Raw genomic sequence first — 25,496 nt, forward strand, 5'->3', positions numbered from 1 at the left:
GCAAACAAAAACAGGCAGATGTCCACCTGCCTGTTCTACTCGTCTTCTTCCGGCTCTCGAATCATGAAGCGGGGTTGTACCCGATTTTTTTTTCGGTCGTGATGCAAAATGAACCCGGCAATAAACAAGACCGGGATGGCGAAAGCAAGTATGCCGAGAACGAGCTTTCCCCACAGAAAACCGACATCGGGCGCCATCGAGTAAAAAAAGGCGTCGCGAATCAGCTTGATTCCGTACATGGCAATCGCAGCCGGAATGACCATGATTAAGAGCGCAATGATTTTTTGAACGACCACTGGTGGTTCACACCTCTCTCTCATCCTTCCATCATATCGGATGCCAGGTTGCTTGTCCACCGTCCATCCCCTGCACACGAGCGAGCGCACGTTTGGGAAGAGAGCCTGTCCTTCAACAGTTTGTTGCAGTACAATGGTTACGAGTAAGATGAAAAGTGAGGGGTCTGGCGCATGCACAAGCTTCTAATCGTAGGTGCTGGACGAGGCGGAACGGCCCTGCTGCGGACGCTGAACCAGATGGACAGGCTAAAAATTGTCGCCGTGGTCGATCGCAGGCCGGACGCGCCCGGGATCGAGCTGGCAAGGTCGCTTGGAATCAAGGTCGCCACGGATTATCGTCCTTTTTTGGACGATGAGCTGGACGTGATTTTGGAAGCGACAGGGGACATGAAAGTATACGAGCAGCTGCGGCAGTTGAAGCGGGACAAGACAGTGCTCATTCCCGGCACCTTTACGCGCATTGTCATGCGGCTTATCCGCGAGCGTGATAAGCTGATTGCGGCGATGATGCAAAATCAGCGCGAGCGCGAAACGATGCTCGACTCCACGCACGATGCCATCATCGGAGTCAATCGGCAAGGTATCATCACGCTGTTCAACAAAGCGGCCGAGCGCCTGATGGGCATCGAGGCAAGCGAAGTGCTGAATACAAAAGTAGCTGAGTGTATCCCCAACACCAGACTGCATATTGTACTGGAAACAGGCTGTCCTGAACTGAACCAGGAGCAGATTTTGCCAAATCAGACGCGAATCATCACCAACCGCGTCCCCGTGCGCAACGACAAGGGGGAAGTGGTAGGGGCAGTAGCCATCTTCCGCGACATTACCGAGGTGATGGCGCTGGCAGAAGAAGTGACCAATCTCAAGGAATTGCAGAGCATGCTGCAAGCGATCATTCAATCTTCGGACGAAGCGATTTCCGTCGTCGATCAAAACGGCATCGGTCTTTTAATCAACCCCGCGTACACGAGACTGACGGGGTTTACCCCGGACGATATTATCGGCAAGCCTGCGACGGTCGACATTTCCGAAGGCGACAGCATGCACATGCAGGTGTTGAAAACGAAGCGTCCGGTCAGGGGTGTCCCGATGAAGCTCGGGCCCAAGCGCAAGGACGTGGTTGTAAACGTGGCTCCGGTCGTCGTCGACGGCGAACTGAAAGGAAGCGTCGGGGTCATTCACGACGTCTCCGAGTTCAAGCGGCTGACGGAAGAACTGGAAAAAGCAAGACGCATTATCCGCACGCTGGAGGCGAAGTACAGCTTCGCGGACATTATCGGCAACAGCGAGCAGATGAAAAGCGCCATCGAGCAAGCGAAAATAGCGGCGCTGACGCCAGCCACCGTGCTGCTTCGCGGCGAGTCCGGCACGGGGAAGGAGCTGTTTGCGCACGCGATTCACAACGCGAGCGAGCGCAAGTACAACCAGTTTATCCGGGTCAACTGCGCGGCGATTTCCGAAAGCCTCCTGGAAAGCGAACTGTTTGGCTACGAGGAAGGCGCCTTTACGGGAGCGCGCAGAGGGGGCAAACGCGGTCTGTTCGAGGAAGCGAGCGGAGGCACCATATTTTTGGATGAAATCGGTGAGCTGTCGATGGGGATGCAGGTCATGCTTTTGCGCGTGCTGCAGGAACGGGAGGTCGTCCGCGTCGGGGGGACGAAGCCGATCAACATCGACGTTCGCGTCATTGCCGCTACCCACGTAAATCTGGAGGCGGCGATTGGCGAGGGGCGTTTTCGCGAAGACCTGTACTACCGCCTTCACGTCGTGCCCATCCACATTCCTCCGCTCCGCCAGCGGCTGGAAGACATTGAGCCGATCGCGATGTACCTGCTGCGCAAGGCGAATCTGGAATACGGCAGAAACGTCGAGGAGCTGCACGAAGATACCTTGAAAATGCTTTTGTCTTACCATTGGCCGGGCAATGTGCGCGAGCTGGAAAACGTCCTTGGCCGGGCGATGATCCACATGCGCATCAACGAACGCACCATCATGCCCGAGCACCTGCCTCCTTTGGAACGAAAAATCAGCATGAGCCAAAAGGAAGCAGAAACAGTGGCCGGCCCCACGGGGAAAACATTGAAGCAAGCGATGGAGGAAGCGGAACGTCAACATATTATGCGGGAGCTGGCTGCGGCCAAAGGCAATCGGACCTTGGCGGCCAAGCGGCTGGGAATCGCGATCCGCAGTCTGTATTACAAGATGGAAAAATTGGGAATCATGGATGAGCAGGGAGATCAGAATTGAATGTGCAAATTTTTGCATGCAAATATCTGCGTGTTCGTGCAAAAAAATGCACACTTGACGAATGGAGAATCCATCCAGTCTGCCGTAAATAAAGCGCTTTCAAAAACCGATGGCGTTGGCATGGCTTTTGCATAATCTGCTTGGCGGGAAATTCTCCACACGGAGCCCACTGTTTACCCAGAAGAATGATACTAGGGAGGTTTCTTCATTGAACATCTTTGACTACATGCAAAAGTACGATTACGAGCAACTGGTATTTTGCCAGGATGAAAATTCCGGTTTGAAAGCAATCATTTGCATTCATGATACGACACTTGGACCAGCGTTGGGTGGCACGCGCATGTGGCCGTACCAAACAGAAGAAGAAGCGATCATCGACGTACTGCGCCTCGGTCGCGGCATGACCTACAAAAACGCGGCAGCAGGGCTCAACATCGGTGGCGGTAAAGCCGTTATCATCGGCGATCCGCGCAAGCACAAGAGCGAAGAGCTGTTCCGCGCGTTTGGCCGTTACATTCAAGGACTGAATGGCCGCTACATCACAGCAGAGGACGTAGGTACGACCGTTGCGGACATGGATATGATCCACCTGGAGACAGACTATGTGACAGGCGTTTCGCCTGCATTCGGCTCCAGCGGCAACCCGTCTCCTGTAACAGCGTACGGCGTATACCGCGGCATGAAGGCAGCGGCGAAGCTCGCTTTCGGCTCTGACTCTCTCTCCGGCCGTGTCGTTGCCGTACAAGGCGTTGGAAACGTAGCCTACAACCTGTGCCGCCATCTGCATGAGGAAGGCGCTCACCTGATCGTTACCGACATTAATGAAGAAAACGTAAACCGCGCTGTCAACGATTTCGGAGCAAAAGCGGTTGGCGTCAACGAAATTTTCGGCGTAGAGTGCGACATCTTCTCTCCTTGCGCGCTGGGTGCGATCATCAACGACGACACCATTCCGCTTCTGAAAGCAAAAGTAATCGCGGGTGCTGCCAACAACCAGCTGAAAGAAGAGCGTCACGGCGACCTCATCCATGAAATGGGTCTGATCTACGCCCCAGACTACGTCATCAACGCGGGCGGCGTTATCAACGTGGCGGACGAACTGCAAGGCTACAACCGCGAGCGCGCCCTGAAAAAAGTAGAAACCATCTACGACACCATCCTGAAAGTGTACGAAATTGCCGAGCGCGATGGCGTGCCATCCTACAAGGCAGCGGACCGCATGGCCGAAGAACGCATTGCCAGAGTGAGCAAATCCCGCAATACGTTCCTGAAAAACGGCAAAACGGTCTACCATCGCTAATCGTTATCGATAAACGAAGTCATTCCCCTGCCCCCACACTGTCCCGACCATATGGCGGTCAGGGGGTACATATCCTTTTTTCTTAGAATATTCTTATTCTCTAAAAAACGTAGGCAAGCGTTCCGAAAAATCAGCAGCCAGCTTATTCGACTGTCTTCGCCCGTGCGTGAAGACGCTTCGCATGAAAGGAGAGATCAAGCATGTCCCAAGAATTTGATCTGGTCGTTCTCGGTGGCGGCACCGGCGGCTATGTAGCAGCGATCCGCGCTTCCCAACTGGGAATGAATGTCGCCATTGTAGAAAAAGAAAAGCTGGGCGGCACATGCCTGCACCGCGGCTGCATCCCGTCCAAGGCGCTATTGCGCAGTGCAGAAGTGTTTGCGACCTTGAAGGAAGCAGACAAGTACGGTATTTCTGCAGGCGATGTCGGCTATGACTTCAGCAAAATCCAGGATCGCAAGCAGGGCATTATCGACCAGCTTCACAAAGGCATTCAGTATTTGATGAAAAAAGGCAAAATCACCGTCTTTGAAGGCTTCGGGCGTGTAATGGGTCCGTCCATCTTTTCCCCGCAGGCTGGCGCTGTCCGCATTGAAAAGGAAAACGGCGATCAGGAAATCATCGTGCCGCGCTTTTTGCTGCTCGCGACCGGTTCCCGTCCGCGCACGCTTCCGGGCCTCACCATCGACGGGTCCTACGTCGTGACAAGCGACGAAGCTTTGCAATGGGAAAAGCTGCCTGAATCTGTCGTAATCGTCGGCGGCGGAGTCATCGGCGTCGAGTGGGCGTCCATGCTCAACGATTTTGGCGTAGAAGTCACAATTGTCGAGTACGCAGATCGCATTTTGCCGTTTGAAGACGAAGAAGTGAGCAAGGAACTGGCACGTCTGCTGAAAAAACGCAAAGTCAACATCGTCACAGGCGCGAAGGTATTGCCGGAGACGTTGGAAAAAGGCGAAGGCAAAGTCGTTATCTCGGCAGAGACAAAAAATGGGGTCGACACCTTTACAGCAGAAAAAATTCTCGTGTCGGTAGGGCGTCAGGCCAATGTGGATAATATTGGACTGGAAGCAACCGAAGTCAAGGTGGAGCGCGGAGTCATCGTCGTCAACGAACATTTCCAGACAGCGGAACCGCATATATATGCCATTGGCGATGTGATTGGCGGCTTGCAGCTCGCGCACGTGGCCTCCCACGAAGGAATTTTGGCAGTCGAACACATGGCTGGCCTGAATCCGCATGCGCTCGATTACACGAAGGTACCGAAATGCACGTACAGCCGTCCGGAAGTGGCGAACGTCGGCTTGACGGAAAAAGAGGCGCGCGAGCAGGGCTTTGAAGTGAAGGTAGGCAAGTTCAGCTTCAAGGCATTGGGCAAAGCGGTGATCCACGGCGAAAATGACGGCTTTGTCAAGCTGGTCGTCGATGCGAAAACAAACGACCTGTTAGGCGTACACATGATCGGCACGCATGTGACCGATATGATTTCCGAGGCGGGTCTTGCCCGGGTGCTGGATGCCACTCCGTGGGAGATTGGACAGACCATCCACCCGCATCCTTCGCTCTCGGAGGCAATCATGGAAGCGGCCCTGGCCGTAGATGGAAAAGCGATTCACAATTAGCAGGGAGGTATCCACGATGACAACCAAACGGCATGAACAAGTTGGTTTGACTGATGCACAAGTCCTGGATATGTACTATTACATGCTGCTTGCGCGGAAAATTGACGAGCGCCAGTGGCTGCTGAATCGAGCGGGCAAAGTGCCGTTCGTCATTTCTTGCCAGGGACAGGAGGCGGCTCAGGTAGGAGCGGCTTTCGCCCTGGAGAAAGACAGAGATTATCTGTGCCCGTACTACCGTGACCTGGGACTGGTGCTCGTATTCGGCCAGACGGCGCGTGACTGCATGCTCTCTGCTTTTGCCAAGGCAGAAGATCCGAACAGCGGCGGACGTCAGATGCCGGGACACTTCGGCGGCAAAAAATACAATATCCTGACAGGCTCCAGCCCGGTAACGACACAGGTTCCGCATGCAGTCGGCATGGCGCTGGCAGGCAAAATGCAAAACAAAGACTTTGTCGTATATGCCTCCTTCGGGGAAGGTTCCAGCAACCAGGGGGATTTCCACGAGGGTGCCAACTTCGCGGGCGTCCACAAGCTACCGGTGATCTTTTTCTGTGAAAACAACAAATACGCAATCTCCGTTCCGCTGAAAAAGCAGCTCGCATGCGAAAGCGTAGCAGACCGTGCGATTGGCTACGGGTTCCCTGGCGTCAGCGTAGACGGCAACGATCCGATCGAAGTGTACCGCGTCATGAAGGAAGCCGTGGACCGCGCTCGCCGCGGCGAAGGGCCGACACTGATCGAAGCGGTGATGTATCGTCTGGTTCCTCACTCCAGCGACGATGACGACCGTGTGTATCGTACGCGCGAAGAGGTGGAAGAGGCGAAGAAAAAAGATCCGCTGATCGTTTTTGCCGCCTATTTGCGTGAAGTCGGCTTGCTCGATGAAAATACAGAAGCGGATATGCTGGCCCGTGTGCAGCTCGAAGTTGACGAGGCGACCGAGTACGCGGAAAACGCTCCGTATCCGACACCTGAATCGACATTGACACACGTCTACGGGAACTAAGGGGGGATCTTTTCATGGCAGTCATTTCGTTTATTGATGCGATTACGATGGCGATGCGCGAAGAGATGCGTCGCGATCCGAATGTGTTTGTTCTTGGGGAAGACGTAGGGGTGCGCGGCGGCGTGTTCCGTGCGACCAACGGATTGATTGAAGAGTTCGGCGAGGCGCGCGTGATTGATACACCGCTCGCAGAATCCGCGATTGTCGGCGTAGGGATCGGGGCGGCGGCTTACGGCATGCGTCCGATTGCCGAAATCCAGTTTGCCGACTTCATCATGCCGGCTGTGAACCAGATTGTCAGCGAAGCGGCGAAAATGCGCTATCGCTCCAACAATGACTGGAATTGCCCGATCACGATTCGCGCTCCGTTTGGCGGCGGCGTGCACGGCGCTCTCTACCACTCGCAGTCGGTTGAGGCGATGTTCACCAACGTTCCTGGCTTGAAGGTCGTGGCCCCTTCCACGCCATACGATGCAAAAGGTCTGCTCAAGGCTGCCATCCGTGATGATGATCCGGTGCTGTTTTTCGAGCACAAGCGCTGCTATCGTCTCATCAAGGGCGAAGTACCGGAGCATGACTACGTGCTGCCAATCGGAAAAGCGGATGTGAAGCGCGAGGGCACAGACATTACCGTCATTTCCTACGGCCTTACCCTGCATTTCTGCCTGCAGGCAGCGGAGAAGCTCGCACAGGAGGGCATCAGCGCACACGTTCTCGACTTGCGCACCCTGTATCCGTTGGACAAGGAAGCGATTATCGAAGCGGCATCCAAGACCGGAAAAGTGTTGATCGTGCATGAAGACAACAAGGAAGGCGGCGTCGGCGGAGAGGTAGCGGCGATCATTGCCGAGCACTGCCTGTTTGATCTGGATGCGCCGATCAAGCGTCTGTGCGGACCGGATGTACCGGCGATGCCGTACAGCCCGCCGATGGAGAAATTTTTCATGCTCAACCCGGAAAAAGTATTGGAAGCAATGCGCGAGTTGGCCAACTTTTAGAGGCGAGGAGGACCAAAGATCATGGCAACGAAAGTACTTATGCCCCAGCTCGGTGAGAGTGTAACCGAAGGGACCATCAGCAAATGGTTGGTCAATGTTGGCGACACCGTCAAAAAATACGATCCGTTGGCGGAAGTGACGACTGACAAGGTGAATGCGGAGGTTCCTTCTACCGTATCCGGCCGAGTCACGGAGATCGTCGTTCCCGAAGGAGAAACGGTAGCAGTCGGGACATTGATCCTATATATAGAAGAAAGTGGTGCAGCGGGCGAATCAGCAAGCCCGGCACAAGCAGATGCACCCGTCTCAGCTCCAGCGGCGACACAGGCGAGCACCACAGCGACTGCTCCAGCCGCAGCAGCAACTGTACAATCTGCACCGCCAGCCCGGCAAGCGGCCGGAAACGATGGAGCGAAGCAACGTTATTCGCCTGCCGTCGTGATGCTCTCGCAGCAGCATGGCATTGATTTGTCCCGCGTCGTGGGCACGGGAGCAGGCGGCCGGATTACGCGCAAAGACGTGCAAGCAATTATTGACGCAGGCGGCCAAAAGCCGGCTGAACAAGTGGCCGAAGCACAAGCCCCTGCGGCAGCTCCGGCTCCGACAGCAGCGCCAGCGCAAACAGCGCCTGCTGCGACGCCAGCGCCTTCCGTCGACATCCCGGTTGCGACTGGCGATCAGGTTGTTCCGGTCACGCCAATCCGTCGGACAATCGCCAACCGGATGGTGCAAAGCAAGCACGAAGCGCCGCATGCCTGGACGATGATCGAGGTGGATGTGACCAATCTGGTCAACTTCCGCAACCAGGTAAAAGCCGAGTTCGCGAAAAAAGAGGGGCTGAACCTCACCTTCCTGCCGTTCTTTATCAAGGCGGTTGTCGAAGCGCTGAAAGAATATCCGATGATTAACTCAACATGGGCGAACGACAAAATCATCGTGAAAAAAGAAATCAACATTTCCATTGCGGTTGCAACAGATGACGCGCTTTTCGTTCCGGTCATCAAGGACGCCGACCAGAAGTCGATCCTCGGCATTGCCAAGGCTGTCGACGATCTGGCTGCGCGCACACGCGCCGGCAAGCTGACGATGGACGACATGACGGGCGGTACGTTTACTGTCAACAACACCGGCTCGTTTGGCTCCGTTTTGTCGCAGCCGATCATCAATTCGCCGCAAGCGGCTATTCTCAGCGTGGAATCCATTGTGAAGCGTCCGGTCGTCATCAACGACATGATCGCCGTTCGCTCCATGGTAAACCTGTGCATGTCTCTCGATCACCGCGTGCTCGATGGGCTGATTTGCGGACGCTTCCTGCAAAGCGTGAAGCAAAAGCTGGAGAGCATCGGCCCGGATACGAAGCTGTACTGATGGGTGCCAAAAAGTGAGCAACACCAACCAGGTCGAATCCGGCCTGGTTTTTTCACTTATGGCCGTCAAAAGCATGGTCATCAGTCAGCAAAAAAATTTTCCTGTGAACGCATTTTGCCTGTAACTTTTTCGTGGGTGAATGCGTCTTAGCAATAGTAGCCAAGGAGTCTCTGAATCTTCCATAGAAGAGATTCCCTCCAGATATCATTTATGGTAGACTGGTAGCGACCTGCTAGAGAATGATTTCCAGATTACGGGTAATTATGGGAGGAAAAACATGAAGAAGAGTAAAAAAGCACTGCCAATAGTGCTGGCATCAGCGCTGGCCGCTACACCTTTTGTCGCTGTACCGCAAGAGGCTCACGCATTGAAAAAATTGTCCGTGAAGCCGGACGACAATGGGGCTGACAAGGAAAGCTCTTACGACATCAGCTTTACGCTGGAAGAGGATCTGAGCAAGGGAGATACCATCACGATAGAGTTCGATTCCGATTATACGGTGAGCAAAAGTATCAGCAAGAGCGATATAGATGCTAGCTTCGATGTGAAAAGCGTCAAGGTAAGCGGCAAAAAAGTCATTATTACCTTGGACGAAGATCTCGATGATGGCGATAAGGTTACGATTTCGATTGAAGACGGCATTACAAACCCGGATGACAAGGGAACTTATGACGTAGCTGTATCAACCAGCAGCGAGGATGAAGAAGTCGCTGACGTCTCGATCAAAAGCAGCTCCAGCAGCTCCAGCTCCAGCAAAAAAGACTACTCCGTCTCGCTCAGCAGCAAGCAAGCAGGTGCGGAGACAAGCGTCAAGCTGGGCAAAATCTCGCTGAAAGGCAGCGACGAGCTGGAAACCAACGAGTACATCACTGTCATTTTCCCGGATGAAGACATGCTTCCTTCGAAAATCGACGCAAGCGATGTCAAGTTGAACGGCTACTCTGTGAAAACCGTCAACGTAAAAGACGACGAGGTGGAAATCAAGGTCCCAAGCTCCGTTAACGGAGATGATTTTATCACCCTCGAATTCAGCAAGTCTGCTGGCATCGAAAACCCGAGCGCTGGCAGCAAGTACACGTACAAAGTCAAATACGATGGTGTTACATACGAATCGGAACAGTTCGAAATCACCGGTTCGAGCAGCAGCACCAGCACATCGACCAACAGCTTTACGGTCAACCTGTCCGATCCGTCTGCGGGAGCGCGCTCCAGCTACACATTTGACGCTGACTTCGGCAGCAAACAGTTGAAAGCAGACGAAGACATCGTTCTGGAGTTCCCGTCCGCAGACATGGTTCCAGGCATTTTGTCCGCATCTGATTTTACGCTGAACGGAAAAACGGCGAAACGCGTAAGTGCTGCCGGCAACAAAGTGTACATTACGGCTCCGTCCAACTTCTCTGCCAGCAGCGAAGTAAAAGTGGTCGTTTCCTTCTCGGCCTGGATCACGAACCCGAAAACAGCAGGCAGCTACACGCTGAAGGCGACAGCTGCTGGCAAGACTTTGGAGTCCAAGGCGTTTACAATTGGCGGATCTGTTGTCAATCCGACACCGACTCAGCCGCAAACACCTACGACGACACCAGCACCGAGCAACACGGTGAACAACAGCACCGCTACCATTGCCCTGACGTCGACAGCAGTTGGCAAACCGACAGGTATCAATGTAGCGATCAAAGGTCTGGGTGTCGGACTCGTGAAGCAGCGCGATTTCATTGAGCTGGTGTTCCCTGCGGGATACAAGGTTCCGGCTTATATCGCTCCGGCAAACGTAACCGTAAACGGCGTGGCAGCCAACTATGTAGCAGTGCGCGGCCAAAACGTCCTGGTTTACCCATCGCAGGACATCCCGGCAGCAACAGCGGCAAACATCAGCATCAATGCTGCTGCCAACATTGTGAACCCTGCTGTGAAAAACACATACAGCATCAGCGTCTATACTTCTGAAGAAAAAGGACTGCTGTTTGCGCGGGCAGTAGGCGTGGGCGTGCCAGCTCCGGCTCAACCGGCTCAGCAGCCGACAACACAACCGCAGCAGCCGGCAGTGACTGTGCCGACGAATGCAGCGCTGTTCAAGGTGAATACAGCAAACTTTACCCTGCACGGCAAAACCTATCCGTTGCAAGTTGCGCCTTACATCGCGAACGGCAATACGACAATGGTACCAGCGCAATTCTTCAAGGAAGCGCTCGCGTTGACCACCCAATGGAACAACTCGACTGTAGCGATTATCAGCGGAACAAAAGTCATGAAGTTCACCGTTGGCTCCAACAAAGCGAAAGTGGGCACTCAGGAAATCACCTTGCCTGCTGCTGTCGCCCTGAAAAATGGCATGCCAATGATCCCGGTTCGCACCGTAACTGACAACCTTGGCTACAAAGTAGGCTGGGATGCGAAGACGTCCAGCGTATTCGTTTACAAGTAAAAAGGTCGGCAGTGAATGGAAAACCCCCTGCACAGCATGACGGCTGCGGCAGGGGGTTTTTGCCTGAAAAAATAGCAAACGCGCTTTTTTGGTACCTGCAACATACTTACATATAATAAAAAAACGTCGGCACGATGAGAGAGAGAATCAGCAAACCGATCAGGATTTTCGCAAACAGCGACTGAAATTTCATGCTGGAAAAACCTCCTTTCCAATCGGGAAATGACCAAATGAGAGGAAAATATCGGGTGAATTCGATTCCGGCTATGCTAGAATGAAAAGGGAACCAAGCTTGAATATGTTCAGTCATGCATCCATGTGTGACCTCAACAGGATTGTACCGAAATGTAGCCAAAGAGACAACCATTTGCGAAAAGGATGATGGATGTGAGCGCACCAAACAAGATTGCCCATATCGGGATTGCAGTGAAAAGCCTGGAGCAGTCGCTTCCTTTTTACACGGAGCAGCTCGGCTTGAGATTGGTCGGGACGGAGAAAGTCGAAAGTGAGCAGGTAAACGTAGCGTTTTTGGCTATTGGGGAAAGCCGGATCGAACTGTTGGAACCGCTTTCTTCCGATAGCCCGATTGCCAAGTTCATCGAGAAGCGGGGGGAAGGGGTTCACCACATTGCCTTCGATGTCGATGACGTGGCCAGCCGCTTGCAGCAGTTGAAGGAGCAAGGAGTAGCGCTCATTCACGAAACGCCAAAAGACGGGGCACATGGGGCCTTGATCGGATTTTTGCATCCGAAGGCGGCAGGCGGCGTTTTGTATGAGCTGTGCCAGTATCCGAAAGCATAAAAGAATGGAAAGCGATTTCGTGGTAGAAAAAATTTTTTTGATGTATACTTAAACCTGTGAATATGTACCAAAATCGGGCAAGTCATTGGGAGGTAACGAGTGTGAGTGCGATCAACGAAGAGCGTTTGCTAAACGAATTTCTGGAGCTTGTACAGATTGACAGCGAAACGAAAAACGAGGCAGCAATCAACAAGGTGCTGAAACAAAAGCTGATCGAGATGGGCTTTACGGTGGAAGAGGATGACGCGGCGGCCAAGACCGGCCATGGCGCGAACAACCTGATTGCGACCCTGGAAGGCACAGGAAAAGGCCCGACGATTTTGTTCAGCAGCCATATGGATACCGTCGTGCCTGGCAACGGCATCAAGCCGCAAATCCGCGATGGCTACGTCTATTCCGATGGCACTACCATTCTTGGAGCGGATGACAAGGCGGGGATTGCGGCTATTTTCGAAGGCATTCGCACGATGAAGGAACAAAACTTGCCTCACCCAACCATTCAGGTGGTTCTGACAGTCGGGGAAGAATCTGGTCTGGTCGGTTCCCGCGCTTTGGACGCAAGCCTGCTGAAAGCCGAGATGGGCTTCATTCTCGACTCGGAAGGCCCTGTTGGCAAAATTACCGTAGCAGGTGCGGGGCAGTACCGGATTGTGACCAAAATCCATGGGAAAGCCGCTCACGCTGGCGTCAATCCGGAGGATGGAATCAGCGCGATCACAGTTGCCAGCAAGGCCATTTCCCGCATGCCGCTGGGACGCATTGACGAGGATACCACCGCGAATATCGGACGCTTCGAAGGCGGCAAAGCGTACAACATCGTTACCGATTACGTGGAAGTCTGGTCCGAAGCGCGCAGTCTCGTGATGGACAAGCTGGAAGCGCAAGTGAAGAAAATGACCACAGCGTTCGAGGAAGCGGCAGCGGAGATGGGCGCTACGTGCGAGAATGACGTCATTTTCATGTACCACGGCTACAAATTCAATGAAGAAACGCCAGTCGTGAAAAAAGCGATCGCAGCCGTCAAGCGCATTGACCGCAATCCGGAGCTGGTTGCAAGTGGCGGCGGCAGCGACGGCAACGTGTTCAACGGCTACAACATCCCGTGCGTGAACTTTGCCATCGGCTACGAGGAAATTCATACGAAAAACGAGCGCATGCCAATCGCTGAGCTGAACAAGGCGGCCGAGCTGGTACTCGCCATTATCGCAGAAGTAGGGGAACAATAGAAACAAAGCTGGCGGAATCCCGATGAGGGTTCCGCTTTTTGCTTTTTTTCGCCGGGATGATTGGGACAAACGTTGTCTGTCATAGACTGTAGGAAGGAGCGGGACGAGGGGGAGAAGCATGCTGCATCTGGTGACAGGTACGGTCATTCGTATAGAGGAAAAGCGCGCGGGAATGCAACTGCTGGAGGTCGAGCTGGCAGATGGGGCTTTGGGCCCGCAGAAGGCGCTTTCGTTTTCCCGGGAGGAGTACCGCATTGGCGATACACTTCTGCTCAACACGACGGCGCTCCGTCTGCAACTCGGGACGGGCGGGTATCACCTCGTCGTCGGCAAGGCAGACGAACACACAGGTCGAGACGTCATGCCGAGCAAATGGGGGCATATTATGAAAATGCGCTATTCGCCCTGGCAGCTCGCCGTGGACGCCGTAGAAGAACAGGCCAGCCCTTTTCACGACCTGTTTCGGCAGCCGGACCTGTCGCTGGACGGTGTGCCCGTGCTCATCGGAGAGCTGCACAGCCTGCTGCCGCCGGCCATCCTTGCGTTAAAAGAAAACGACCCCAGGCTGCGGCTGGTCTATGTCATGCCCGACGCGGCTTCGCTGCCGATCGCCCTTAGCCGTCATGTCCAGGAGTTGACGGGCACGGGCAGCTTGTCTGCGACGATTACGACAGGACATGCGTGGGGCGGCGATCGCGAGGCGGTGACGATCCATAGCGGCTTGCTGGCTGCGCGCCATGTGGAGCGGGCAGATGTCATTGTCTGCATGCTCGGACCAGGTGTCGCTGGGACGGGCACTTCCTACGGTTTTTCCGGAGTCCAGCTGGCAGAAGTGATTCACGCCGTAACGGCACTGGGAGGAACGCCGTTTTTTGTTCCACGAATCAGCTTTGCCGACCAGCGCAGCCGTCATTACGGCATCAGCCACCATACGACTGCGATTCTCGGCCGCTTTGCCCTCTGCCCCGTGCTGGTGGCAATGCCGCGCCTTGGCGACGAACGCGATGCGATCATCGAAGAGCAGCTCGTGAGTATTACAGAAAGCCGGGCGGGGCACACGCTTGTATTTGGGCCTGCGCCGTCTGTCTCGCGCCTGGATGCGCTGGAAAAAGGCTACGGCTTGCCCTTTACGACGATGGGCAGAAGCTGGCGGGAGGACCCGGTTCCGTTTCAGACAGCGGTTTTGGCCGCCGATCTTCTGTGGAAAAGCCTTTCGTACCTCGGCTCACTGCAGATGTCTAACGGCGAGTCGCGTTTGTCCGCTTCGTCAAATACGCTTGCAGCGTTAGCTCTTTATTTGACCACGAACGGAGAGCGGCCTTGATCTCCCATGCTTTTCCGACCATCCGCAGGTGCTTTTCGCTGACATAGGTTTTCATTCACAATCTCCTCCGATACAATGAGTGTGGACAAGCTTCATGCTCCCAACTTATGGAGCAGAGATTCGATTTAGAACGATCAAGCTGAAAAAAGGATGATGAATGTGAGCAAGCAAGACCACTTGTACGAGAAAACAATTGCCAGCCAGCCGATCTACCAAGGGAAGATTATCAGTCTGAAGGTTGACGAGGTGCTTTTGCCAAACGGACGTACAGCTAAGCGGGAGATCGTCAATCATCCGGGAGCGGTTGCCGTCATGGCGCTGACAGAGGACAACAAGCTGGTGGCGGTGCGTCAATTCCGCAAGCCGCTGGAGCAAACAATTGTGGAGATTCCTGCGGGCAAGCTGGAGCCGGGAGAAGAGCCATTGACCTGCGCCATGCGTGAGCTGGAGGAAGAAACTGGCTATATGGCGAGCCACTTTGAGCCGCTCAGCTCGTTTTACACCTCGCCAGGCTTTGCCGACGAGATGCTGCATGTGTTTGTGGCGACTGGTTTGCAAAAAGGCGAGAGCAAGCCGGACGAGGATGAATTTGTCGATACGCTTGAACTGACGCTGGAAGAGGCGCATGCCCTGCATCGAAGCGGGGAGATTCGCGATGCGAAAACCATCGTGGCGCTGTTTGCCTGGGAGAACATGCTGCTTCGAAAGCAGTTGAAGCGGTAATGCACACTTATTTTTGCGACATGCACATTCATATCGGCGGCACGTGGACAGGAAAGCCCGTGAAAATTACTGCGTCGCGCCAGATGACCCTGACGAAAATTTTGGAGGAAGCTTCGGAAAAAAAGGGGCTGGATGTGATCGGGATTATCGACGCGCATTCGCCGGAGGTGCAGGATGAGCTGCTGTCGCTTTTGGAGTCCGGAGTGGCGACAGAGCATCCCGACGGAGGAATTTTATACAAAGGGACGATGCTGATTCTCGGCTGTGAGCTGGAGATCAAGGAGCCGGGACGGGGAGAGGCACACTTCCTCGTCTACCTGCCCAAGCTGGCTGACATGCAGCAATGGACACACTGGCTTTCTGTGCGCTGCAAAAATGTCCAGCTCAGCTCCCAGCGTGTGGCGGCTCGACTCGAAGAGCTTCAGGATGCGGTGGAACAGATGGGCGGCATCCTCATTCCGGCGCACATTTTCACGCCACACAAGGGACTGTACGGCAGTTGTACCGACCGTTTGGCAGATGTGCTTGATCCGACCCGCATCTACGCTGTAGAGCTTGGGCTGAGCGCGAACACGGACATGGCGGATCGGCTGTACGAGTTGCACGACAAAACGTTTCTCACCAATTCCGATGCGCACTCACTCGGCAAAATCGGCCGCGAGTATCAAAGCATCGCGATGGAACAGCGCTCTTTTGCCGAATGGGTCAAGGCGATTCGCCGCGAGGGCGGCAGAGGGGTAACGGTGAATTACGGGCTGCATCCGCAGTTGGGCAAATACCATCAGACAGCTTGCCAGGGCTGTCAGTCGCTTTTGCCTGCAAACGCGGAGGGAAGATGCCCGGAGTGCGGATACAAACGGATCGTGCGCGGCGTGGCTGCGCGCATTGACGAGCTGGCAGACTGTAAAGCCGGCGAGCATCCGGCTTTTCGTCCGCCGTATATCGAGCAGTTTCCGCTGGAATTCATTCCGGGCGTCGGGCCAAAGCTGCTGGCCAAGCTGTATCACGCCTTTGGCACGCAGATGAATGTCGTGCACCGAGCGACAGAGGAAGAACTGGCACAAGTCGTCGGCGAAAAAATTGCCAGGCTGATCGTCGCAGGCAGAGCAGGTTCATTGCACGTGCAAAAAGGCGGCGCGGGAACTTACGGAAAGGTGATCTTGCCGGAAATGTCATAGCGCTCACCTCCGGCGCATAAGCTGTACAGTAATCAGCGAAGCGGGAGGGGACGAACCGTGCGTTCACGAGTCGGACAAACTATCCAATCCTATATGAGAGAACATCAGTCGCTCTATTGGTTCACGATTGTCCTGTTTACCATGGGGATTATTTTCGGTGCCGTGCTCGTCAACTCGCTGCCACTTTCGCAAAAGCAGGAGCTGTACGGTTTTCTGCAATATTTTTTTAACAGCCTGAGCACGAGCGGCATCCCGGAAACAAGCGCCCATTTTCAGCAGGCGTTCGGACACTATGCGAAGACGGTCGCGATCATGTGGGTATTGGGCTTGTCGATCATCGGTCTGCCGATGCTTTTGCTCATGCTGTTTCTCAAGGGAGTCGTTGTCGGGTTTACCGTCGGCTTTCTGGTCAGCCAGTTGCAGTGGAAAGGCGTAACGTTCGCCATGCTGGGCGTGCTTCCGCAAAATTTGCTGGTCGTTCCGGCTCTGTTCATCATCGGCGTGAGCGGCATTTCTTTTTCCCTCCGGCTGATCCAGACCCGGCTGATGAGCAAGCGCGATGTGATTGCGCCGCATTTTATGGGCTATACGGTGCTGGTCATTTCCATGCTGGGGGTGCTGACGCTGGCCGCCTTGTTTGAAACGTTTGTGTCGCCGAAGCTGATGCAGCTCGTCCTCCAATTGGCTAATTAAGAATAATTATCAGGTAAGAACTCATGTATTTGACTTACCCGACGCCCCTCTACTATAATAGGAACAGGTTTCATGCGAGCGGGGAGGGGCATTAATGTTGGAAGAAAAATTAGAGAAAATCAAGCAACAGTTGCATTCACAAAACTACAAGCTGACACCACAGCGTGAAGCCACTGTTCGCGTCTTGCTGGAAAATGAAGAAGACCACTTGAGTGCGGAAGATGTTTATTTGCTGGTAAAAGAGAAAGCACCGGAAATCGGGCTTGCAACCGTATACAGAACGCTTGAGCTTTTGAGCGACTTGAAAATCCTTCATAAAATGAACTTTGGCGATGGCGTTGCCAGATACGACCTGCGCGATGACAATGCAGCGTATCATCACCATCACCTGATTTGCCTCAACTGCGGCACTGTGGACGAGATTTTTGAAGACTTGCTTGTCAGCGCGGAAGAAAAAGTCAAGACTGTTTACAACTTTGCCATTACCGACCACCGCCTTACCTTTTACGGAATTTGCAGCCGCTGCATTGACAAAGTGAACGTGGAGGACTTCAAATAAGCCAACTTCTCTGGGAACGGAGAAGTTTTTTCTTTGCTCTTTTCGTGCATTTGTAATGGCAGGCGTTTTCCTGTGGCATCCTAAAACAGTACAATTACGGGGACGAGACTAGCGACCGGGCTTGGGGCCAGTGTCACCGGACAGCGGGGCTGTTGCCGTGGCCGTACACGCCGCCAGACGAGCTGTGCCGAGAGAGCTTTCGCTGTGGGGCGGCATGGGCGAAGAGACAAGTGCATACATATGAAGAGCAGGGAGGTGGATGGATGGGTTTCCCGTATCGCCGGATGATGGAGGCGCTTCGCTTTTTGCTGTTGCTTGTGACGTGTTCATTGCTCTCTTACGGAATCATCACCTTGCTTGCGGAAAAATTGTTGCCTGCCGACCCTTACCCCGAGCCGCACGGGAATGCGGTGAAAGTCGTGAAAATCATCAATTCCTCGCAAACGCAGGACCTGGACGGCTATCTGGCACGCCTACAGCTTTTTTATTTGACAGGCGAGTAACTACACTTTTTTGTCTAGGGGCAGCAGGAGATTTTTACTCGATGTGGAAAGCAATACAGGATACTTATCACCTGAAGGGGACAGCTTCATGGACAGTCTGATTGATCTATTTATCCATTTCCTTGCTGTGGAAAAAGGGCTATCGCGCAACACCCTGGAATCGTATCAGCGGGACATGGTCGCCTATACCTCGTATTTGCAAGAGCAGGGCGTGACCCGGATCGAGGATTCATCGCGGACGCACATCATCGGCTACTTGCTCGTGCTGCGGGAAAAGGGACGGGCAACGTCGACGCTTTCGCGCAATATGGCATCGATTCGCGCTTTTTACCAGTTTCTCGTTCGGGACAAAATCATTGACAAAGATCCTTCGATCCACCTGGAGACACCCAAATTGGAGAAGCGCCTGCCAAAAGTGCTCTCGGTCGACGAAGTGGAGCGGCTTTTGGACAGCCCTCCTGTCAATCACCCGGCCGGGCTGCGGGATAAAGCGATGCTGGAGCTGTTGTATGCGACAGGCATCCGCGTCTCTGAGCTGGTCAATCTGGACAAGGCAGATGTCAATCTGGATATGGGCTTTGTCAAATGTATGGGAAAAGGTTCCAAGGAGCGGATTATACCTCTTGGCTCCGTTGCCATTGAGATGGTCCGGCACTATTTGCAGGCAGGACGTCCCAAGCTGGTGAAAGGGACTGGCGATTCGGCTCTGTTTCTCAATCATTTGGGCAAGCAGATCACGCGTCAGGGCTTTTGGAAAATTATCAAGCGCTACGCCGCGAAAGCCAATATCCAGGCAGAGATTACACCCCATACCTTGCGCCATTCCTTTGCCACCCACCTTTTGGAAAACGGGGCGGATTTGCGCTCGGTACAGGAGATGCTCGGGCATGCGGATATTTCCACGACACAAATCTACACGCATGTAACCCGGACGAGGATCAAGGACGTTTATGCCAAAACGCATCCGCGCGCGTAAGGGGGATGCGGGTTGGGATACGATGAAGATACCCCTGCCAACGCTGGAAAAAAGACAGACAGATGACTCCGCCCGAGTCTGAGGCGGAGCAAGCTTATCTCCATCAGGTCAGACGTCTGACGACCTGGCTTGCAACCTTATCCATTTTTTGAACTGGAGGCGTTAACATTGCGTTATTCACGTGTTTTTCTGATCGTTATGGATAGCGTGGGAATCGGCGAACAGCCGGATTCTCCCAAATTCCGCGATGAAGGAGCCAATACGCTCGGCCATATCGCGGAGCGCGTCGCAGGCTTTTCCTTGCCAAATCTGCAAAAGCTCGGCCTCGGAAATATTGCGCCGCTGAAAGGCGTGCCTGCCGTTGAAGCGCCAGCTGCCCACTATGGAAAAATGCAGGAAATTTCGATGGGAAAAGATACGACGACAGGCCACTGGGAAATCATGGGCTTGCATGTGGCTACACCGTTCCGAACGTATCCGGACGGTTTTCCGGCCGAACTGATTGCGGAATTCGAACAGCGGATCGGGCGGAAGGTGCTTGGCAACAAAGTCGCTTCCGGCACGGATATTCTCGACGAGCTGGGCGAGGAGCACATGAAAACAGGGGCTGTCATTGTCTACACGTCCGCTGATAGCGTTTTCCAGGTGGCGGCCCATGAGGACGTCGTGCCGCTGGAGGAGCTGTATCGCATTTGCCAGGTGGCGCGCGAGCTTACCCTGCGCGATGAGTTTGCCGTCACACGCGTTATTGCCAGACCTTTTGTCGGAGAACCTGGCAATTTCACCCGTACCGCCAATCGCCATGATTACTCTGTCAAGCCTTTCGAGCCGACCGTGATGAACCGTTTGCAAGATGCCGGACTGGCTTCCATCGCGATTGGAAAAATCAGCGACATTTACGCGGAGGAAGGAATCACACAGTCGATCCGCACCAAAGACAACATGGATGGCGTGGACCAACTGATCGCCACGATGAAGCAGTCGTTTACGGGCCTGTCGTTCGTCAACCTCGTCGATTTTGATGCGAAGTTCGGACATCGCCGCGATCCGGAAGGCTACGGTCAGGCACTGATGGAGTTTGATGCGCGCATACCGGAAATTTTGGCCGCCATGCAAGAAAACGACCTGCTCGTGATTACGGCTGACCACGGCAATGATCCGGTCCACCACGGAACCGACCATACGCGTGAATACGTTCCGCTGTTGGTGTACCACAAAGGGATCAGCGCCGGAGAAAACCTGGGGATTCGCGAGACATTTGCCGATCTGGGCGCGACGATTGCGGACAACTTTGGCGTAGCCGCTCCACGGATTGGAAAAAGCTTCCTGAACCATTTATAAAGGTTAAGTAATTATTAACAATTATATATAGAAGAAACGTAACCGAAGAGGAGTGTTTTCACATGGCAAATTTTCAAGAGGCAGTAGCGTTTATTGAACAAAAGCTGGCAGAAAAGCCTACCATCGGTCTTGTTTTGGGCTCCGGGCTGGGTGTTCTGGCCGATGAGATCGAAAATCCGGTCGTCATTCCGTACCACGAGATTCCTGGCTTTACCGTGTCCACGGTAGTCGGGCACAAAGGGCAACTGGTCATCGGCAAGCTGCAAGGCAAACAAGTAGTCGCCATGCAAGGGCGCTTTCATTTCTACGAAGGCCACGGGCTGGATGCGGTCGTTTTTCCGATCCGCGTGATGAAGCTTTTGGGCGTGGAGACAATCATCGTGACCAATGCGGCAGGCGGCATTAATGAAAGCTACGAACCGGGCGATCTGATGCTGATTTCCGACCATATCAACATGACCTTCCGCAACCCGCTGATCGGGCCAAACGACGACGAGCTTGGCGCACGCTTCCCTGACATGTCCGAAGCGTACTCCAAAGAGCTGCGCCAATTGGCACACCAGGTAGCGGCTGAGCAAGGCATCCAGCTTCGCGAAGGCGTGTACGTGGGTCTGCTCGGTCCAAGCTATGAGACACCGGCAGAAATCCGCATGCTCCGTCTGCTCGGCGGCGATGCTGTCGGGATGTCGACTGTTCCGGAAGTGATTGTTGCACGTCACATGAGAGTGAACGTACTTGGCATTTCCTGCATCAGCAACATGGCTGCGGGCATTCTCGAACAGCCGCTTTCGCACGAAGAAGTAATGGAAACGACCGAAAAGGTAAAAACGCAGTTTTTGGCACTGGTCAACGGCATCGTAGCGAAACTGTAAAGAACAAGGCGGAGGGGATTCTCTATGCGGATGGTCGATATTATCGCCAAAAAGCGGGACGGCGGCGAGCTGACAACCGAGGAAATTCAGTTCCTCGTAGACGGATATACAAACGGAAGCATTCCAGATTACCAGATGTCCGCATGGGCCATGGCGGTCTTGTTCCGAGGCATGACCGCGCGCGAGACAGCAGATTTGACACTGGCCATGGCAGGATCGGGCGAGCAGCTCGACCTGTCCTCGCTTGAAGGTATCAAGGTGGACAAACACAGCACAGGGGGAGTAGGCGATAAGACGACACTTGTCGTCGCTCCGCTGGTGGCGGCAGCAGGCATTCCGGTAGCGAAAATGTCGGGCCGTGGCCTGGGCTACTCGGGAGGCACCATCGACAAGCTGGAGTCGTTTCGCGGCTTCCAAGTAGAGCGCACACGCGAGCAGTTTTTGCAGCAGGTGCGTGATATTGGCGTGTCTGTCATCGGGCAGTCCGGCAATCTGACTCCGGCAGACAAAAAACTGTACGCGCTGCGCGATGTGACCGCGACCGTAGAAGCGGTTCCGCTGATCGCAAGCTCTATCATGTCCAAAAAGATTGCGGCAGGCGCCGACGCAATCCTGCTTGACGTGAAAGTAGGCAAAGGCGCGTTCATGAAAAACCTGGAAGAAGCAGAAACACTGGCGAAAGCGATGGTAGCGATCGGCAGCCAGGTCGGACGCAAAACAGTGGCGGTCATCAGCGACATGAACCAGCCGCTGGGCTTTGCTGTGGGCAATGCGCTGGAAGTGAAGGAAGCGGTAGAGACGCTTGCGGGCAGAGGGCCGAAAGACTTGACCGAGCTTGTGCTCTCGATTGGCTCGCGCATGCTTGTTTTGGGTGGACTCGTATCGAACGTCGAGGAAGGCCGGGGCAAGCTGGAGGAGCTGATGGCGAGCGGAAAAGCCGTGGACAAGCTGGCCGAAATGGTCGAAGCGCAGGGCGGCGACAAAGCCGACGTGTACGACCTGTCCCGTCTGCCGCAGGCGAACATCATCCATGAGTTTGTCGCAAAGCAGGATGGCTATGTAGAGGCGATTGACGCAGAAGCGGTCGGGCATGCCTCTGTCGTATTGGGAGCTGGCCGTTTGACCAAGGAAATGCCGATCGATCTGGCTGTGGGCTTTGTGCTGCATAAAAAACGTGGCGATCAGGTTCGTGCCGGAGAGACTCTGGTAACGATCCATGCAAACGACGAGAAGCTGTTGCAAAGCGCATTGGAAGAACTGGAAGATGCTTACACGATTTCGACAGAAATTCCGGCTGCACAGCCGCTGATTTATAAAATCGTCGAGGCGTAAATCGCACGGATTGATTGAAGGATAAACCAAAAGAAGAGTGTGCTATTTTTGGGTGTGCACACTCTTCTTTTGTGTAAAAATACAGTTTCTCGAGAAAATATAGTTGATTAAATTGTCATTTTCCTTTTCAATAGGAGAAGGGATTGCTTGTTTGATTATATAAAATATTTTTTACTGTTAGGCTACACTTTATAATATTTTATATTTCTACTTGTCAAATTTCGTTGACACCGCTAACATTTCAGATTACTTTTAATGTATCAGACAAATTGTTTAAGATTATTTCGAATTTCGCAAAAAATGGATGGAGGTCCCCGGAAAAACGTATTTATGAGGAAGCTGGATCATGTTGACAGGCAGATTCTGCAAATTCTCCAGGTAGACGGACGAATCCCGTATACAGAAATCGCGCACCAACTTGGCGTGAGCGAGGGAACCATCCGATCTCGAATTACCCGTCTGCTGCAGGATGGGGTCTTTCAATTCGCGATTCAACCCGACCCGGCAAAGCTTGGGCTGAAAGTACAGGCGATTATCGGGTTAACCACAAAACTGGGTTTGCAACAAAATGTGGCAGAAGAATTGAGCAAATTATCTGCCGTCCGGTTTGTGGGTGCGTTTAGCGGTAAGCACGACTTGATTATCCAAGCGTGTTTCCATAGCAATGATGAGCTGATCACATTCGTCAATGAACGACTCTCACAAATTGAAGGGATCGTCGCCGCTGATGTTTCGCTTGAACTGAAGCAGTACAAAGATTCCTTCTCTATCGTTCACGATGACGAAGTGACCCTGCAGTGAAAGGGGTTGATGCCTTCTAACCGAATTCAGGAAGCTTCGGGCCATGTTCGTTTTTATCGTCTTTTATTTTCTGAAAAAAGACAAAAAAGAAAAAGTACGGGGGGTTATTGCGTTGAAAAAGAATGTATTTGCACTTGTAAGCTCGATTGCAGTATTGGGTACAGCATTGGCAGGTTGCGGCGGCGGCCAGCAAGCTGCACCGGCACCAGCGAACAATACGTCCAGCGAGCAGCCAGCGGCAACACCAGAAGCAGAGAAAAAACCACAAGTTCTGAAATTGAACCTGCACTCTGAGCCACCTACGGCTGACCCTGGTCTCTCTGAAGACACGACCTCCGCAGCGATTATCCGCGCTACCTTTGACGGTCTCACTCGCATCGGAGCAGACGGAAAGCCGCATGAGGCTGCTGCCGAGAAAGTAGAAGTCTCGGAGGACATGCTGACCTACAAGTTCACCATTCGCGACGCAAAATGGAGCAATGGCGATCCGGTAACAGCACACGACTTCGAGTTCGCCTGGAAGCGGGCACTCGATCCGAAAACCGGTGCAAACTACGCTTATCAGCTCTACTATATTAAAAACGGTGAAAAAGCGAACAAAAACGAAGCCGAGCTTGATGATGTTGGTGTGAAGGCACTGGACGACAAGACTTTGGAAGTAAAGCTTGAAAATCCAACTCCATTCTTCCTGGAGCTGACCGCTTTCCCGACCTACTTCCCTGTTAACAAAAAAGTGCTCGAAAGCAATGAGAAGTGGGCTGGCGAAGCGAAAACCCACGTGGGCAACGGACCGTTCAAAATGGAATCCTGGGAGCACAAAAGCAAGCTCGTGCTCGTGAAAAACGAAAACTATTGGGACAAGGATGCCGTGAAGCTCGATCGCATCGAGTTCTCCATGGTAGAGGACGAGAACACCGAATTGTCCATGTTTGAAAACGGAGAACTGGATTGGGCGGGTGCGCCAATGAGCGCGTTGCCGACAGACGCGATTCCTGCGCTGAAGGATCAAGGCAAAATTACGACTCAGCCAATCGCAGGTACGTACTGGTATAAATTCAACGTGGAAAAACCTCCGTTTGATAATGTGAAGATTCGGAAAGCTTTCGCGTACTCGATTAACCGTCAAGCCCTGATTGACAATATCCTGCAGACCGGACAACTCCCGGCAACAGGCGCAGTACCGCCATCCATGGTGCTGAACCCGAACGGCTACTTCAAGGACAACGACCTGGAAACAGCGAAAAAGCTGCTGGAAGAAGGCATGAAAGAAAAAGGCCTGACCAAGCTGCCGCCAATTACCTTGTCGTACAACACTTCCGAAGCTCACAAAAAGATCGCAGAAGCGATTCAGGACCAATGGAAGAAAAACCTTGGCGTAGAAGTGAAGCTGGAAAACAAAGAGTGGAAAGTGTACCTGGAAGACATGCATGAGGGTAACTTCCAGATCGGCCGCATGGGCTGGCTCGGCGACTTTAACGATCCAATCAACTTCCTGGAGCTGTACAAGGACAAATATGGTGGAAACAACGATACGCGTTGGGAAAATCCGAAGTTCAAGGAGCTCCTGAACCAATCCGCTCTGGAAGCCGATCCGGAAAAACGCAAGAAAATTCTTGCGGATGCAGAGCAAATTTTGATGGACGAAATGCCAATCATACCAATTTATTTCTATACCAACTCTTGGGTACAGAAGGAAAACGTCAAAGGCGTTGTCATTGGCGGTCTGGGCGACGTCGACTGGAAATGGGCATACGTAGAGTAATCTAACCAAAGGAATCAGGTATTGCGTCAGAGGGTATATGGAAACCCATATACCCTCTGCTATGCAATCCCTTCCCATAAATCGTTGCCGGCAATCATCCGGCAACAAAAAACAGAGAGAAAAATACAAGCAATCATTTG

General features: G+C 53.4%; 22 protein-coding genes and 1 pseudogene. 21 read left to right on the forward strand and 2 right to left on the reverse strand.

Annotated features, from left to right (window positions below):
* Positions 1-35: 35 nt before the first annotated feature.
* Positions 36-296, reverse strand: coding sequence for a DUF2627 domain-containing protein (locus AAFJ72_RS09595; protein WP_122904134.1), 261 nt, complete (start codon positions 294-296; stop codon positions 36-38).
* Positions 297-467: 171 nt separating this feature from the next.
* On the opposite strand from AAFJ72_RS09595, the gene AAFJ72_RS09600 reads away from it, so the two are divergent.
* The 10 genes from AAFJ72_RS09600 (at position 468) to AAFJ72_RS09645 (ending at position 14,616) form a co-directional block, all read left to right on the forward strand.
* On the forward strand, positions 468-2,543 hold the full coding sequence (locus AAFJ72_RS09600; RefSeq protein WP_122904135.1) for a sigma 54-interacting transcriptional regulator: 2,076 nt from the start codon (positions 468-470) through the stop codon (positions 2,541-2,543).
* Positions 2,544-2,751: 208 nt separating this feature from the next.
* Complete coding sequence (locus tag AAFJ72_RS09605) at positions 2,752-3,843, forward strand: Glu/Leu/Phe/Val dehydrogenase dimerization domain-containing protein (RefSeq protein ID WP_432776904.1); 1,092 nt, start codon at positions 2,752-2,754, stop codon at positions 3,841-3,843.
* A 200-nt stretch (positions 3,844-4,043) separates the two neighbouring features.
* Positions 4,044-5,465 carry a dihydrolipoyl dehydrogenase gene (gene lpdA, locus AAFJ72_RS09610; RefSeq protein WP_432776905.1) on the forward strand — a complete coding sequence of 474 codons (1,422 nt, stop codon included), beginning with the start codon at positions 4,044-4,046 and terminating at the stop codon, positions 5,463-5,465.
* A 16-nt stretch (positions 5,466-5,481) separates the two neighbouring features.
* On the forward strand, positions 5,482-6,474 hold the full coding sequence (locus AAFJ72_RS09615; protein WP_432776906.1) for a thiamine pyrophosphate-dependent dehydrogenase E1 component subunit alpha: 993 nt from the start codon (positions 5,482-5,484) through the stop codon (positions 6,472-6,474).
* Between the two features lie 14 nt (positions 6,475-6,488).
* A complete protein-coding gene (locus AAFJ72_RS09620) occupies positions 6,489-7,472 on the forward strand; it encodes an alpha-ketoacid dehydrogenase subunit beta (protein WP_122904139.1) in 984 nt (327 codons plus the stop codon).
* Between the two features lie 21 nt (positions 7,473-7,493).
* Complete coding sequence (locus tag AAFJ72_RS09625; protein ID WP_432776907.1) at positions 7,494-8,840, forward strand: dihydrolipoamide acetyltransferase family protein; 1,347 nt, start codon at positions 7,494-7,496, stop codon at positions 8,838-8,840.
* Positions 8,841-9,117: 277 nt separating this feature from the next.
* Entirely contained in the window at positions 9,118-11,265 is a 2,148-nt protein-coding gene (locus tag AAFJ72_RS09630; RefSeq protein WP_432776908.1) for a copper amine oxidase N-terminal domain-containing protein, read from the forward strand.
* 387 nt (positions 11,266-11,652) lie between these two features.
* Positions 11,653-12,066 (forward strand): methylmalonyl-CoA epimerase, encoded by a 414-nt coding sequence (gene mce, locus AAFJ72_RS09635; RefSeq protein ID WP_432776909.1) that lies wholly within the window; start codon positions 11,653-11,655, stop codon positions 12,064-12,066.
* A 101-nt stretch (positions 12,067-12,167) separates the two neighbouring features.
* Complete coding sequence (locus AAFJ72_RS09640; protein ID WP_122904143.1) at positions 12,168-13,292, forward strand: M20/M25/M40 family metallo-hydrolase; 1,125 nt, start codon at positions 12,168-12,170, stop codon at positions 13,290-13,292.
* Between the two features lie 118 nt (positions 13,293-13,410).
* Positions 13,411-14,616: a DUF3866 family protein gene (locus AAFJ72_RS09645; protein WP_432776910.1), complete on the forward strand. Its 1,206-nt coding sequence runs from the start codon at positions 13,411-13,413 to the stop codon at positions 14,614-14,616.
* A gap of 10 nt (positions 14,617-14,626) precedes the next feature.
* Here AAFJ72_RS09645 and AAFJ72_RS09650 read toward each other — a convergent pair.
* Positions 14,627-14,671 (reverse strand): annotated as a pseudogene (locus AAFJ72_RS09650) (hypothetical protein); the annotation flags it as partial.
* Positions 14,672-14,775: 104 nt separating this feature from the next.
* On the opposite strand from AAFJ72_RS09650, the gene AAFJ72_RS09655 reads away from it, so the two are divergent.
* From AAFJ72_RS09655 to AAFJ72_RS09705, 11 genes are all read left to right on the forward strand, one after another.
* The gene (locus AAFJ72_RS09655; protein WP_432776911.1) at positions 14,776-15,339 is read left to right on the forward strand and encodes an NUDIX domain-containing protein; all 564 of its coding nucleotides are present in this window, start codon (positions 14,776-14,778) and stop codon (positions 15,337-15,339) included.
* Positions 15,339-16,517 carry an endonuclease Q family protein gene (locus AAFJ72_RS09660; protein ID WP_432776912.1) on the forward strand — a complete coding sequence of 393 codons (1,179 nt, stop codon included), beginning with the start codon at positions 15,339-15,341 and terminating at the stop codon, positions 16,515-16,517. Before AAFJ72_RS09655 ends, AAFJ72_RS09660 begins: the two co-directional genes overlap by 1 nt.
* Positions 16,518-16,574: 57 nt before the next feature.
* A complete protein-coding gene (gene spoIIM / locus AAFJ72_RS09665; RefSeq protein WP_432776913.1) occupies positions 16,575-17,210 on the forward strand; it encodes a stage II sporulation protein M in 636 nt (211 codons plus the stop codon).
* A gap of 94 nt (positions 17,211-17,304) precedes the next feature.
* A complete protein-coding gene (locus AAFJ72_RS09670) occupies positions 17,305-17,769 on the forward strand; it encodes a Fur family transcriptional regulator (RefSeq protein ID WP_122904149.1) in 465 nt (154 codons plus the stop codon).
* Positions 17,770-18,032: 263 nt separating this feature from the next.
* Positions 18,033-18,272, forward strand: a complete 240-nt coding sequence (locus tag AAFJ72_RS09675) for a DUF4227 family protein (protein WP_122904150.1) — start codon at positions 18,033-18,035, stop codon at positions 18,270-18,272.
* Between the two features lie 88 nt (positions 18,273-18,360).
* Complete coding sequence (gene xerD, locus AAFJ72_RS09680) at positions 18,361-19,248, forward strand: site-specific tyrosine recombinase XerD (RefSeq protein ID WP_122904151.1); 888 nt, start codon at positions 18,361-18,363, stop codon at positions 19,246-19,248.
* Between the two features lie 168 nt (positions 19,249-19,416).
* Positions 19,417-20,589, forward strand: coding sequence for a phosphopentomutase (gene deoB, locus AAFJ72_RS09685; protein WP_432776914.1), 1,173 nt, complete (start codon positions 19,417-19,419; stop codon positions 20,587-20,589).
* 62 nt (positions 20,590-20,651) lie between these two features.
* Positions 20,652-21,461 (forward strand): purine-nucleoside phosphorylase, encoded by an 810-nt coding sequence (locus AAFJ72_RS09690; RefSeq protein WP_432776915.1) that lies wholly within the window; start codon positions 20,652-20,654, stop codon positions 21,459-21,461.
* Between the two features lie 24 nt (positions 21,462-21,485).
* Positions 21,486-22,793, forward strand: a complete 1,308-nt coding sequence (locus AAFJ72_RS09695) for a pyrimidine-nucleoside phosphorylase (protein ID WP_432776916.1) — start codon at positions 21,486-21,488, stop codon at positions 22,791-22,793.
* 330 nt (positions 22,794-23,123) lie between these two features.
* Positions 23,124-23,594: an Lrp/AsnC family transcriptional regulator gene (locus tag AAFJ72_RS09700; protein ID WP_122904155.1), complete on the forward strand. Its 471-nt coding sequence runs from the start codon at positions 23,124-23,126 to the stop codon at positions 23,592-23,594.
* 112 nt (positions 23,595-23,706) lie between these two features.
* Complete coding sequence (locus AAFJ72_RS09705) at positions 23,707-25,356, forward strand: peptide ABC transporter substrate-binding protein (RefSeq protein WP_432777171.1); 1,650 nt, start codon at positions 23,707-23,709, stop codon at positions 25,354-25,356.
* Positions 25,357-25,496: the final 140 nt, after the last annotated feature.

The organism is Brevibacillus gelatini, from assembly GCF_050920745.1.
Classification (GTDB): Bacteria; Bacillota; Bacilli; order Brevibacillales; family Brevibacillaceae; genus Brevibacillus; species Brevibacillus gelatini.